Raw genomic sequence first — 14,040 nt, 5'->3', positions numbered from 1 at the left:
ATCGTAGCGCCGCGCTTGCGGCAAGAAAACCCTACAGACCATGTCCAAGCGATACCGGGAGCGACGAGTTTTCGCGGCAGGCTCATGCACCGCAGGTCCGTCGTGCAGGTACACATCCAAATTAGCCGCTTTAGCCGAGCAAATGATCTATACCTTCAGAAGCACACAGTCAGACCAAGGCGGCACTGACGTGATGGGATGGAACGGTTGTGGCGAATCCTGCCGGATCGCTGCATCATGCGCCGCATCATAAAAAAAAGCTGGCCTGTAGATGTTGTTTCCGGCGCCTCGTACGCCGGAATTGGCGCCCCCCTTTCAATGCCTGAAGTATCGTCCATGAGCCCGACTACACGCGTTTTGAACGCATCAACCAAAGCGCTTTACCGGCTTTGTCTGTTACTGCCGCTGCTGGCTAGCCATGGGGCGAGCGCCGAATCTCCGGTCATTGAACTGCACTTTCCCGACGCACCGCCGCTGACGTTCGTCAACGACCCCAGGGGTCACGGAATCGTGGGCGATGTCGCCGTGGCGGCGATGACCAGGGCCGGGTACACCGTAAAGGTCCATGTACTTCCCTGGGCCCGGGCACAAAAGCATGTCAGTGAAGAACATGACCACTTGATCACCCCCCTGTCGCGCATCCCAACTCGTGAAGATCGCTTCACCTGGATTGCCTCGATCATGCCCATGGAACGTGCCTTTTTCAGCCTCGAACGACGGGTGAGCAGCTTCGCCCAAGCGAAAGAGACCTACCGCAAGATTGGCGTCGGCCTGGGCAGTGCACAGGAAGATATCCTGCGCAGCGAAGGCTTCAGCGATGAACAGATCTATCCGTTGGCCATCGGCGACAATCCCGCCCAGATGCTGTTGATGGGGCGCATCGACGCGTGGTTCAACGGTGTACCGGAGAGTCGATACATCTGGCCGAAGGTGTCCGAGCGCAAACTGCTCATGAGCTCGGTCGGCAGCAGCGCCGATCTCTACCTGGCCTGCTCGAAGCAATGCTCGCCCAAAATGGTCGAGGATTTGCGCGAGGCGGTTGAAGCGCTTCGCGCGGATGGGACGGTCAAGCATATCCATGACCTCTATTTGCCGCAGTAGGCTGTGGCGAGGGGATCGCTGGGCTGTGCAACAGCCCCAAAGGCAGGATGCAACCAACCTGAGATGACGCGGTGGCTGGATTCAGGGTTGCTTCGCAACCCAGCGGGGATAAATCCCCTCGCCACATGCAGTTCAACATCGAATGAATAGCATCGCTGAACTAGAGCCCTCATCGATGGCTTATATCATTCCGAATGATAGTTACCTTTGCTTCATTCGATTCGTTCCTCTGCCTTGCGCCACGCATCATCCGCCCATTCTCAATACATTGGCGGATGCTATCCATGGAACATTCACTTTCAAAACTGCGTTTTCCCCTCGCGCTGCTGGCGATGCTGGTGATGAGCGCCTGCGGCAAGACTCCCGACACGGCAGCGTCCATGCCGCCGGCCAAAGTCAGTGTGGCCAAGGTATTGGAGCAACCTGTCAACGAATGGGATGAGTTCACCGGACGCCTTGAAGCGCCGGAAACCGTCGAGATCCGCCCACGGGTTTCCGGGCAGATCGACGAAGTGGCCTTCACCGAAGGCGCGCTGGTCAAGAAAGGCGACCTGTTGTTCCAGATCGACCCGCGTCCTTTCCAGGCTGAAGTACGTCGTCTCGAAGCCCAACTGGCCCAGGCCCGCGCCACCGCCACCCGCAGCGAAAACGAAGCCCAGCGTGGCGAACGCCTGCGCTTGAGCAACGCCATTTCCGCCGAACTGGCAGACTCGCGCACCAGCGCCGCCCAAGAAGCCCGCGCCGCCGCCGCGGCCATCCAGGCGCAACTGGACCTGGCCAAGCTGAACCTGAGCTTCACCCGGGTGACCTCGCCCATCAGCGGTCGCGTCAGCCGGGCGGCCATCACCGCCGGCAACCTGGTGACCGCCGACGTCACCCCGCTCACCAGCGTGGTCTCCACGGACAAGGTCTACGCCTACTTCGACGCCGACGAACGTGTCTTCCTCAAGTACACCCAACTCGCCCGCCAGGGCCAGCGCGGCCAGGCCACGCCGGTCTACATGGGCCTGTCCAACGAAGACGGCAACCCCCACCAGGGCCAGATGAACTTCGTCGACAACCAGGTCAATCCGCAGACCGGCACCATCCGTGGTCGTGCCGTGTTCGACAACAAGGACGGCGCCTACACCCCAGGCCTCTATGCCCGTCTGAAGCTGGTGGGCAGCGGTACTTACGCCGCCGTGCTGATCAACGACGAAGCCGTCGGCACCGACCTGGGCAAGAAATTCGTGCTGGTGATGGACGCCGAGAACAAGCCGGCCTACCGCGCCGTTGAACTGGGTCCGAAAATCGAAGGCCTGCGTATCGTGCGCAGCGGCCTGAGCAAGAACGACACCATCATCGTCAAGGGGCTGCAACGGGCTCGTCCGGGCGCACCGGTCACGCCTGAAACCGTGCCGATGGCCAGCGACGAAACCATTGCCGCCCTGGCACAACAACGTAAAGCGCTCGAAGCCAGCAACCTGCCCCAAGTCGCGCCATCCAAGGACGCGTCAGGGGCGGCTGGCAAATTGGCCGCTGCGACCCCACGCGGTTAAGGGACTGAATCCAAGATGAAATTTTCCCAGTTCTTCATTTCGCGGCCGATCTTCGCAGCAGTGCTTTCGCTGCTGATCCTGATCGCCGGCGCCATCTCGCTGTTCCAACTGCCGATCAGCGAATACCCGGAAGTCGTGCCGCCGACCGTGGTCGTGCGCGCCAACTTCCCGGGCGCCAACCCCAAGGTCATCGGCGAAACCGTGGCCGCGCCCCTGGAGCAAGCCATCACCGGTGTCGAGAACATGCTGTACATGTCCTCGCAATCCACCGCTGACGGCAAGATCACCCTGACCATCACCTTCGCCCTGGGCACCGACCTGGACAACGCCCAGGTGCAGGTGCAGAACCGCGTCACCCGGACCGAGCCCAAGCTGCCGGAAGAAGTGACCCGGATCGGCATCACGGTGGACAAGGCCTCGCCCGACCTGACCATGGTCGTGCACTTGACCTCGCCGGACAAACGCTACGACATGCTCTACCTGTCCAACTACGCCCTGCTCAACATCAAGGATGAGCTGGCGCGCCTGGACGGCATAGGTGATGTGCAGCTGTTCGGCATGGGTGACTACTCCCTGCGGGTCTGGTTGGATCCGAACAAGACCGCCTCGCGCAACCTGACCGCCACCGACGTGGTCACCGCGATCCGTGAACAGAACCGCCAGGTGGCTGCCGGCGCCCTGGGTGCACCGCCAGCGCCCAATGCCCAGGCTTTCCAGCTGTCGATCAACACCCAGGGGCGCCTGGTAAATGAGGAAGAGTTCGAGAACATCATCATTCGTTCCGGTGCCAACGGTGAGATCACTCGTCTGAAGGACATCGCCCGGGTCGAACTGGGTTCCAGCCAATACGCCCTGCGTTCGCTGCTGGACAACCAGCCGGCAGTGGCGATCCCGATCTTCCAGCGCCCGGGTTCCAACGCTATCCAGATCTCCAACGACGTTCGCGCCAAGATGGAAGAACTGAAGAAAGGCTTCCCGGCGGGAATGGACTACAGCATCGTCTATGACCCGACGATCTTCGTCCGCGGTTCCATCGAGGCGGTGGTACATACCCTGTTCGAAGCACTGATTCTCGTGGTGCTGGTGGTGATCCTGTTCCTGCAGACCTGGCGCGCCTCGATCATTCCATTGGTGGCGGTGCCGGTATCGCTGATCGGTACGTTCGCCGTGATGCATCTATTCGGCTTCTCGTTGAACGCCCTCTCGCTGTTCGGCCTGGTACTGGCGATCGGTATCGTGGTGGACGACGCGATCGTGGTGGTGGAGAACGTCGAGCGAAACATCGAACTGGGGCTTACCCCGGTGGAAGCGACCAAGCGCGCCATGGGCGAAGTGACCGGCCCGATCATCGCCACCGCCCTGGTGCTGTGCGCGGTGTTCGTTCCGGCGGCATTCATCAGCGGCCTGACCGGGCAGTTCTATAAACAGTTCGCCCTGACCATTGCCATCTCCACGGTGATTTCGGCGATCAACTCCCTGACCCTGTCGCCAGCCTTGGCCGCGGTGTTGCTCAAGGGCCATGACGCGCCCAAGGACCGTTTCTCCAAGTTCCTGGACAAGGTCTTCGGTGGCTGGCTGTTCCGTCCGTTCAACCGTTTCTTCGAGCGCGCCAGTCATGGTTATGTGGGCACCGTCGCTCGAGTGATTCGCAGCAGCGGCATCGCCCTGGTGCTCTATGCAGGCCTGATGGTGTTGACCTTCTTCGGTTTCTCCACCACCCCGACCGGTTTCGTGCCCGGCCAGGACAAACAGTACCTGGTGGCCTTCGCCCAACTGCCGGACGCCGCGAGCCTGGACCGTACCGAAGACGTGATCAAGCGCATGTCCGACCTGGCCCTCAAGCAACCGGGCGTGGAAAGCGCCGTGGCCTTCCCGGGCCTGTCGATCAACGGTTTCACCAACAGCCCGAACGCCGGCATCGTGTTCGTGACCCTCAAGCCTTTCGATGAGCGCAAGGACCCGAGCATGTCGGCCGGTGCCATCGCCGGCGCCTTGAACGGCCAGTACGCCGGGATCCAGGAAGCCTACATGGCGATCTTCCCGCCACCGCCGGTACAGGGCCTGGGTACGATCGGTGGTTTCCGCCTGCAAATCGAAGACCGGGGCAACCTGGGCTACGACGAGCTGTACAAAGAAACCATGAACATCATCACCAAGAGCCGCAGCGTGCCGGAACTGGCCGGGTTGTTCACCAGCTACACCGTGAACGTGCCCCAGGTCGATGCCGCCATCGACCGTGAAAAAGCCAAGACCCACGGCGTGGCCGTCAGCGACATCTTCGACACCCTGCAGATCTACCTGGGTTCGCTGTATGCCAACGACTTCAACCGCTTCGGTCGCACCTACCAGGTCAACGTCCAGGCCGAGCAGCAATTCCGTCTCGAGTCGGACCAGATCGGCCAGCTCAAGGTGCGCAACAACCGTGGCGAAATGATCCCGCTGGCGACCTTCATCAAGGTCAGCGATACCTCGGGGCCAGACCGCGTGATGCACTACAACGGCTTCATCACCGCTGAAATCAACGGTGCCGCCGCCCCAGGCTACAGCTCCGGCCAGGCGGAAAAAGCCATCGAGAAGCTGCTCAAGGACGAATTGCCCAACGGCATGACGTACGAGTGGACCGACCTGACGTACCAGCAGATCCTCTCGGGCAACACCGCGCTGTTCGTGTTCCCGCTCTGCGTACTGCTGGCGTTCCTGGTGCTCGCGGCACAGTACGAAAGCTGGAGCCTGCCATTGGCGGTGATCCTGATCGTACCGATGACCCTGCTGTCGGCCATTACCGGGGTGATTCTCTCCGGCGGCGACAACAACATCTTTACCCAGATCGGCTTGATCGTACTGGTGGGACTTGCCTGCAAGAACGCGATCCTGATCGTCGAGTTCGCCAAGGATAAACAGCTCGAAGGCATGAACCCGCTGGCGGCGGTCCTCGAAGCGTGCCGCCTGCGTCTGCGGCCGATCCTGATGACCTCCTTCGCCTTCATCATGGGCGTGGTGCCCCTGGTGTTCTCCAGCGGCGCAGGTGCGGAAATGCGCCATGCCATGGGTGTGGCGGTGTTCTCCGGGATGCTCGGCGTGACCTTTTTCGGCCTGCTGCTCACCCCTGTGTTCTATGTACTGATCCGCAACTTCGTCGAGCGCAGCGAGGCCCGCAAGGCGGCCCGGGCTTTGAAACTGGAGGCGCAACAATGAGTTTGAAAGCGTTCGTGCCGAGCTTGCTGGTATTGGCCTTGAGTGCCTGCGCCGTGGGCCCGGACTACAAGGCCCCGCAAACGGAGGCGGCGAATATCACCACCGCCACCGACGGCGCCGCCGGCCAGAAGAATTTCGACCGTGCCCGGTTCGAAGGCATCTGGTGGCAGCAGTTCGACGACCCGACCCTTAACGCGTTGGTGACCCGATCCCTGGAAGGCAACCGCGAGTTGCGCGTGGCCTTCGCCCGCTTGCGGGCCGCCCGGGCGATTCGCGATGACGCCAGCAATGACGCCATGCCAACCATCACCAGCCGTGCCAGCAGCGACCTGGGCAAGGGCCAGATTCCCGGGCAGACCACCGACCGGGTCAACACCGAGCGTTACGACCTGGGCCTGGACATGGCCTGGGAACTGGATCTGTTCGGACGCATCCGGCGCAACCTGGAAGCCACGGATGCCGATCAGCAGGCGGTCGAAGCCGACCTCTATCAGTTGCAGGTGACGATGATCGCCGAACTGGTGGACGCCTACGGTCAATTGCGCGGCGCTCAGCTGCGGGAAAAGATCGCCTTGGCCAACCTGAAGAATCAGCAGGATTCGCGCAAGATCACCGAAAGCCTGCGCGATGCCGGCGTCGGTGATCAGCTCGACGTGGTTCGCGCCGATGCGCGCCTGGCCTCGGTGGAAGCCAGCGTGCCGCAGTTGCAGGCCGAACAGGTGCGCCAACGCAATCGTATCGCCACGTTGCTGGGCGAGCGCCCGGACAAACTCAGCGTGGATCTGAGCCCGAAACAGTTGCCGGCCATCGCCAAGGCCCTGCCCATCGGCGATCCGGGTGAACTGCTGCAACGACGCCCGGACATTCTCAGTGCCGAACGCCAACTGGCCGCCGCCACGGCACGCATCGGCGTGGCCAAGGCCGACCTGTTCCCACGGGTCAGCCTGAGCGGTTTCCTCGGTTTCACCGCTGGACGCGGTTCGCAGATCGGCTCCTCGGCCGCCAACGCCTGGGCGCTGGGCCCGAGCATTACCTGGGCCGCTTTCGACCTGGGCAGCGTGCGAGCTCGCTTGCGCGGTGCCGACGCCGAGGCGGACGGCGCCTTGGCGACCTACGAACAGCAAGTACTGCTGGCCCTGGAAGAATCGGAGAACGCCTTCAGTGACTACGGCAAGCGCCAACAACGGCTGATCTCGCTGATCCGCCAGAGTGAATCGAGCCGTGCCGCCGCCGACCTGGCCGAGATTCGCTATCGTGAAGGCACTGTGGACTTCCTCGTGCTGCTCGACGCCCAGCGCGAACGCCTGGCCGCCGAAGACACCCAGGCCCAGGCCGAAGTGGACCTGTACCGCGGCATCGTCGCGATCTACAAGGCCCTGGGCGGCGGCTGGAAACCGGAGACCGTTGCCAGCAACTGATCTCCCTCTCAACCGAGCTCCTTTGGTTGGCCGCAACCAACCAATTCTTTGCCCCGCGCTCATTTGGACGCGGGGCTTTTTTTGCCTATCGACCACGACCCAGCGTGAAAGAGCCCATTGTGAGGAATGAGCTTGCTCGCGATAGTGGTGGGTCAGTCGATATCGATATCGCTGAACCGATGCCATCACCAGCAAGCTCGATCCCACAGGTCCGTTACCGCTGTGACAAGGTTTGACTCAAGCCGCCACCTGACCGAAGCTTGCGGCATTTCACGCTTCTGGTAATGGATTCCCTGCATGCCCTCGCCTCGCCGCCGCTATCTGCTCCTCAGCCTCTGTGTCCTGTTGTTGATCGGTCTTGTCGCGCTATGGCTACGCAGCACCACGCCGCAAATCCCCGAAGCGATCAAGCGTGGTTACAGTGAAGCCCTGGAAAGCGCCCGCAACGGACAGCCGGGAGCGGCGCGCATGCTTTACCAGCAACTGGGGCGCCCAGACCTCTCGCCCAAGCGCCGCGTGTGGCTGCACGCCGAACTGCCCAACTACCCCAGCCCCCAAGCCCTGAAGCTGGCGGACGCGGACCTGCACAACGAATCGCCGGACGTGCGTCGAGCTGCCATCGGCAGCGTCGTCGGGCTGGTACCGACAGGCCAGCGCAGCCTGTTGCTCGGCCCGCTCCTGGATGATGATGACCAGAACGTCCGGTTCGCCGCCGTGAACGCGCTGCTGGGCTTGTCGCCGGATGATCTCGGCCTGTATTTCGGGGCGATGCAGTTAGCCATCGACACCTGGGAACAGGTGCTCGAGGACGGTCCGAAAACCGCTGAGACCCACTGCCAGCTCGCCCGACTGCACCTGCACAACGCCGAACTGAAGAAAGCCCAACGGGCCCTTGAACAGGCCCTGCGCCTGCAACCGGACAACCTGCCAGCACTGGTCATGCAGATCGAAGTACTGGACAAACAGGGCCAAAGCGAAGCTGCGCGATTATTGCTCGCCCGACAGTTGCAAACCCAGCCAGCGTCGGCTTATCTGCAACATGCGCTGGGCATGTGGCTGCTGCAACACGGCCAGAATGAGTATGCGGTGCTCGGCTTGGCAAAAGCGGTGGAGCTGGAGCCCGAGAACCGCCATTACCGTTATGACCTGGCGACCACCCTGCATGCCGAGCAGGAAGTGGAAGCCGCGCAGAAACAGCTGCAGGAAATCGTCCAGCGCTACCCCGCCGACCGCAAGGCACGGGTGCTGCTGATCAACTATTGGAAGGAGACCGGCCAATTGCAGAATGTTCAAATCCTGCTGGCGCAACTTGAACAGTTGAACCCCGATGACCCGGCGCTGCAGCAAGGCCTGTAGGCCTAATGCCTAACTTTTGTCAGCTGGAACCTTGGGCAAACACACAAACCGTGGCGAGGGAGCTTGCTCCCGCTGGGTCGCGAAGCGGCCCTGTTTTGGGGCTGCTGCGCAGCCCAGCGGGAGCAAGCTCCCTCGCCACGGGGTTACTGCTCGGCTTCATTTCGCTTAGCTGACTGGCATTGGTCTGTAGGCCCTCATTGCACGCCGAAAGTTGTGCAATACACCGCGTTTTATCGATGTAAGCGGAACCGCCATCACCGCCAAAGGTCAAGTGTTCAGGCAGTTGAATTCAGGCGTTACCCCGCCTGCTGCCCACTTCCCTAGTCATGAGAGGGCTATTTTTGTCTACATCTAACGAGTTGATCAGTGCAAAAGCCGCCACCGGCATCGAAGGACTGGACGATGTCCTTTCCGGTGGTTTGTCCCGCGGCCATGTGTTCCTGCTCGAGGGGGAACCAGGGACGGGTAAGACCACGGTCGCGCTGCATTTTCTGTTGGCCGGCGCCAAGGCTGGCGAGCGCTCGTTGTACATCACGCTATCGGAAACCGAGCGTGAACTGCGTCAGGGCGCAACCTCCCACGGGTGGACGCTGGACGACAACATTCATATTTTCGAACTGACCCCGCCCGAAAGCCTGCTCAATGCCGAGCACCAGCAGAGCCTGCTGTACTCCTCGGACCTGGAGCTGGGCGAAGCGACGCGGCAGATTTTCGAAGTGGTCGAACGGGTCAAGCCGACCCGGGTGGTGCTCGACAGCCTGTCGGAGATCCGCCTGCTGGCGCAAAGCTCCTTGCGCTATCGTCGCCAGATCCTCGCGATCAAGCACTACTTCGTGCGCTACGACGCCACGGTCCTGCTGCTCGACGACCTGACCACCGAGTCCCTCGACAAGACCGTCCACAGTGTCGCCCACGGAGTGATTCGCCTGGAAGAACTGACGCCCAACTATGGCGCCGAACGGCGGCGGATCCGGGTGGTCAAGTATCGCGGGCAGAAATACCGCGGCGGTTACCATGACTTCACCATCATGGGCGACGGCGTACACGTCTTCCCACGCCTGGTGGCCGCCGAGCACCGAGGCCAATACCTGCGCCAGCAACTCTCCAGCGGCATCGGCGAAATGGACGCCCTGCTGGGTGGCGGTATCGAGACCGGCTCCAGCACGTTGATTCTCGGCCCGGCGGGGACCGGCAAATCGCTGATAGCAATGATTTTTGCCGCCGCAGCCGTACATCGCGGCGAGAAAGCCGCGCTGTTCATCTTCGATGAAGAACTGGGCTTGTTGTTCGAACGCATGAAAAACATCGGCATCGACCTGCAAGCCCTGCAAGAGACCGGCAACCTGCTGATCGAACAAGTGGACGCCGCCGAGCTGTCTCCTGGTGAGTTCTCCCACCGCGTGCGCCGTTGTGTCGATGAGGGAGACATCAAGACCGTGGTCATCGACAGCATCAATGGCTATCAGGCGGCCATGCCGGAGGAGAACGCGCTGGTCCTGCACATGCATGAATTGTTGCTCTACCTCAACCGCAAGGGCGCGGCGACCTTCATGACTGTTGCACAGCACGGTCTGGTCGGCGACATGCAGGCGCCCGTCGACATTACTTACCTGGCTGACACGGTGATTCTTTTGCGTTATTTCGAAGCACTGGGCAAGGTGCGCCGGGCGATTTCCATCATCAAGAAACGCACGGGCAGCCATGAGTCGACCATCCGCGAATACCGCATCAGCGGCTTGGGCATGACCATCGGCGAGCCGCTCGAGGCGTTCCAAGGCGTCTTGCGAGGGGTTCCCACTTATATGGGCGAGAGCAACCCGCTGCTCAGGGATGAACACCGGTGACGCTGGCCGAGCCCCTGTCCGAGCGGGCGCTGATCCTCGCGCCGCTGGGACGGGACAGCCAGATCGCCTTGATGATCCTCAATGAAGCCGGTTTTGCCGGCCTCATCTGCCGTCATCTGGGTCATTTGTGCGAAGAATTGGAAAAAGGTGCCGGCCTGTTGGTGATTTCCTCGGAAGCCCTGGTGGGGCCTGATCTGGAAGCACTGTTCCTGCACATCGAGCAACAGCCGGCCTGGTCTGACCTGCCCATTGTCTTGCTGACCCATCACGGCGGCCCGGAACAGAACCCGGCGGCGCGTATCGGTACGCAACTGGGCAACGTGACCTTCCTTGAGCGCCCCTTCCACCCAGTGACCCTGATCAGCCTGGTGACCACCGCCCTGCGAGGTCGTCGAAGGCAGTACGAAGCCCGCGACCGCCTGATCGACCTGAGCAACAGCGAACTGCGCCTGCAAACCACCCTTGAAACCCTTGAACAGCAAGTGGAAGAACGCACCGCCCAGCTGCGCCATAACGAAGAGGCATTGCGCCAGTCACAGAAAATGGAAGCAGTCGGCCAACTCACCGGCGGTATCGCCCACGACTTCAACAACATGCTCACCGGAATCATCGGCAGCCTCGAACTGCTGCGCCGGCGCCTGGCCCGGGGCCGCACCGAGGACCTGGACAGCCTGATCGACCTGGGCGTGACCTCGGCCAACCGCGCCGCCGGCCTGACCCATCGCCTGCTGGCGTTTTCCCGTCGGCAATCACTGGACTCCAAGGCCGTCCAGATGAATACGCTGGTACTGTCCATGGGCGAGTTGCTGCAACGCAGCCTCAACGAAAGCATCCACCTGGACATGCAGCTGGACGAGCAGCTCTGGGTCGCCGAAGCCGACCCCAACCAACTGGAAAGCGCCCTGCTCAACCTGGTCCTCAACGCCCGGGATGCCATGCCCAATGGCGGGAACCTGGTGGTAAAGACCTGCAACCAGCACCTTGACGCCGACTTTACCGACGCCTACACCAACCTGGAACCCGGCGACTATGTGGTGCTGAGCGTGCAGGACAGCGGTTGCGGCATGCCCGAAGCGATCATCGGTCGTGCGTTCGATCCGTTCTTCACCACCAAGCCAATCGGCCAGGGCACCGGGCTGGGCCTGTCGATGATCTATGGGTTCAGCAAGCAATCGCGCGGGCATGTGACCATCGACAGCGAAGTCGACAAAGGCACCACGGTGAACCTTTACCTGCCGCGCTTTCGCGGCGAGGAAATACACGAACCACAGGCCACCACCCCACATGCACCGCATGCGCAGGACGGTGAGACCGTGCTGATTGTCGAGGACGATCCAGCGGTGCGAGTACTGGTGAGCGCGGTGTTGAGCGAGTTGGGCTATGCCTTTGTGGAAGCGGCCGACGCCAACGGCGCCGTACCAATCCTCCAGTCAGGCCAACGCATCGACCTGCTGATCAGCGACGTGGGCCTGCCCGGCATGAATGGCCGGCAACTGGCAGAAATCGGCCGGCAGATCCGCCCGGACCTGCGGGTACTGTTCATCACCGGTTACGCGGAACATGCAGCGGTACGCGGCGGTTTCCTTGACCCGGGGATGCAGATGATCACCAAGCCATTCACGTTTGATTTGTTGACGGCCAAGGTGCGGGAGATGATCACGGTTTGAGTCGATTGAATGTCTGTTGTGGCGAGGGAGCTTGCTCCCGCTGGGGCGCGAAGCGGCCCTAAAACCTCAATCCCGGTTATGCCAGATTCAATGGTGTCGCCGGCCTTGGGCCTGCTGCGCAGTCCAGCGGGAGCAAGCTCCCTCGCCACGAAAGCGGCCCGGGCACCTCATTTATCTGCATGAAGCAACCCGGATACAAACACTTGGTAGCAGGCTGGGAAAAAATCAGTTGCAGCGCCACAGCCATGTCCCCAGCCCAGACAAAACCTACGACAACATCGACTGCATGATGCGCTGCAGCTCATCCAGGTCGAACGGCTTGTCCAGGACCGGCGCCTTGCGGGTAATGGGGCTGTCAGTGTCGCGCACTTCCTGCGCGTAGCCACTGATGAAAATGACCTTCAGCTCAGGACGCAACTTGACCGCAGGCTCGGCGATCTGCACGCCGGAGATACCACCCGGCAGGCGGAAATCGGTAATCATCATGTCCAGATGAGGCTTGCTCGCCAGGATCTCGAACGCCTGGGCACCGTTTTCGGCCTGTAGCACCCGGTATCCCTCGCCCGACAGGTAGGCCGACAACACCATCAGGATCGACGGGTCATCCTCGACGATCAATACAACATCTTGCGCATCTTCACTCATGAGAAGCCTTTGTTCGATCAATAGCTGCTGATACGACCTTGGGGTCTCGCAGAGGTTGCGTCTGTTCGGCGGTTTTGTCCAAGACAGTTTTCTGCAAAGGCAGGCAAACACGAAACAAGGCCCCTTCATGGAGGCGACTGTTGACCGTGATTGTCCCGCCATGGGCGGTGACAATCTGCTCGGAAATGAACAGCCCCAGCCCAAGGCCGGCAGCAGCCGCCTTGGACGATACGCGTTCGAACTGCTGGAAAATACGTTTCTGGTTTTCCTCGCTGATACCGATGCCATGATCCTGGACCTCGATACAGGCGTGGTCGGGAGTCTTGTAGACGCGCACCTCGATCGGGCCCTTGCCGCCGTAGCGCAACGCATTGGTCAACAAGTTCGAGATCACCTGCTCGATACGAAACTCATCCCAAAGCCCCTCCACCGACGGTTCAGCCAGGCAGGTCAACGAGCATTCGGCAACGGCGATCTGCGGCTGAAAATTGCGCAGCAGGTTTTCCACCAATGCTGTCAAGTTGAAGCGGGTCGGACGAATCGACAGCTTGCCGGTGCGAATCCGCGAGACATCCAGCATGTCCTCGATCAGCCGGATCAGGCTCTTGATCTGCCGTTCATCGCGTTCAACCATCGCCCGCACCTTGTCCAGGCTGAAGGCCGCGGCGTTGTCCCGGGCCAGGTGCATCTTGCGCAGTTGTGTCTCGAGGATGAGGCCATTGAGGGGCGTGCGCACCTCGTGGGCGACGATGGACATGAAGTCGTCACGCATGCGCACCGCTTGCTCCAGCTCGCCCCGGGTGGCCTCCAGTTGTTGCAGCAGAACCTCTTGCTCGCGGCGACTCTGCTCAAGGGCTACGACCTGCTCCTTCATGGCCTTTCGTTGACGGTACAACTCGACGAACACATTGACCTTGCTTTTGACCGCCTGGGTGTCCAACGGCTTGTGCAGGAAGTCCACCGCTCCGTTTTCATAACCGGTAAAGGCATAGTTGCGTTCACGACCAGCGGCACTGACGAAAATGATAGGGATGCTGCGGGTCTTCTCCGTGCCGCGCATCAGCTCGGCCAGTTGGAAACCGTTCATGTCCGGCATCTGCACATCGATGATGGCCAGGGCAAAGTCGTGTTGTAGCAGCAGGGACAGTGCTTCGTCCGCCGACAGGGCCTTGAAGACCTCGCGGTCGCCCCCCTTGATCAACGCTTCCAGGGCCAACAGATTCTCAGGCAGATCATCGACGATCAGCAGTTTGGCTTGAATATCTCTTGGCATGTG

Annotated in this window: 9 protein-coding genes; 7 read left to right on the top strand and 2 right to left on the bottom strand. The window is 61.3% G+C overall.

Annotation, left to right across the window (positions count from 1 at the left end; translation table 11 throughout):
* Positions 1-336: 336 nt before the first annotated feature.
* From TK06_RS04080 to TK06_RS04050, 7 genes are all read left to right on the top strand, one after another.
* Complete coding sequence (locus TK06_RS04080; RefSeq protein WP_063320941.1) at positions 337-1,101, top strand: substrate-binding periplasmic protein; 765 nt, start codon at positions 337-339, stop codon at positions 1,099-1,101.
* Positions 1,102-1,385: 284 nt separating this feature from the next.
* Positions 1,386-2,639: a multidrug efflux RND transporter periplasmic adaptor subunit MexE gene (gene mexE, locus TK06_RS04075; RefSeq protein ID WP_063320940.1), complete on the top strand. Its 1,254-nt coding sequence runs from the start codon at positions 1,386-1,388 to the stop codon at positions 2,637-2,639.
* A gap of 15 nt (positions 2,640-2,654) precedes the next feature.
* Positions 2,655-5,834, top strand: a complete 3,180-nt coding sequence (locus TK06_RS04070) for an efflux RND transporter permease subunit (RefSeq protein ID WP_063320939.1) — start codon at positions 2,655-2,657, stop codon at positions 5,832-5,834.
* Complete coding sequence (locus TK06_RS04065) at positions 5,831-7,252, top strand: efflux transporter outer membrane subunit (RefSeq protein WP_063320938.1); 1,422 nt, start codon at positions 5,831-5,833, stop codon at positions 7,250-7,252. The genes TK06_RS04070 and TK06_RS04065 overlap by 4 nt, the downstream gene beginning before the upstream one ends.
* Positions 7,253-7,549: 297 nt before the next feature.
* Complete coding sequence (locus TK06_RS04060) at positions 7,550-8,608, top strand: tetratricopeptide repeat protein (protein WP_063320937.1); 1,059 nt, start codon at positions 7,550-7,552, stop codon at positions 8,606-8,608.
* A 341-nt stretch (positions 8,609-8,949) separates the two neighbouring features.
* A complete protein-coding gene (locus tag TK06_RS04055) occupies positions 8,950-10,452 on the top strand; it encodes an ATPase domain-containing protein (RefSeq protein ID WP_063320936.1) in 1,503 nt (500 codons plus the stop codon).
* On the top strand, positions 10,449-12,119 hold the full coding sequence (locus tag TK06_RS04050) for a response regulator (protein ID WP_063320935.1): 1,671 nt from the start codon (positions 10,449-10,451) through the stop codon (positions 12,117-12,119). Before TK06_RS04055 ends, TK06_RS04050 begins: the two co-directional genes overlap by 4 nt.
* 267 nt (positions 12,120-12,386) lie before the next feature.
* Here the strand turns inward: TK06_RS04050 and TK06_RS04045 are convergent, their stop codons facing one another.
* Both TK06_RS04045 and TK06_RS04040 read right to left on the bottom strand, forming a co-directional pair.
* Positions 12,387-12,764 (bottom strand): response regulator, encoded by a 378-nt coding sequence (locus TK06_RS04045; RefSeq protein ID WP_063320934.1) that lies wholly within the window; start codon positions 12,762-12,764, stop codon positions 12,387-12,389.
* Positions 12,757-14,037, bottom strand: coding sequence for a hybrid sensor histidine kinase/response regulator (locus TK06_RS04040; RefSeq protein WP_063320933.1), 1,281 nt, complete (start codon positions 14,035-14,037; stop codon positions 12,757-12,759). The genes TK06_RS04045 and TK06_RS04040 overlap by 8 nt, the downstream gene beginning before the upstream one ends.
* Positions 14,038-14,040: the final 3 nt, after the last annotated feature.

The organism is Pseudomonas fluorescens (assembly GCF_001623525.1).
Classification (GTDB): Bacteria; Pseudomonadota; Gammaproteobacteria; order Pseudomonadales; family Pseudomonadaceae; genus Aquipseudomonas; species Aquipseudomonas fluorescens_Q.
Note: the sequence above shows the minus strand (reverse complement) of the source record. Positions and strands in the feature narration are given on the sequence as shown.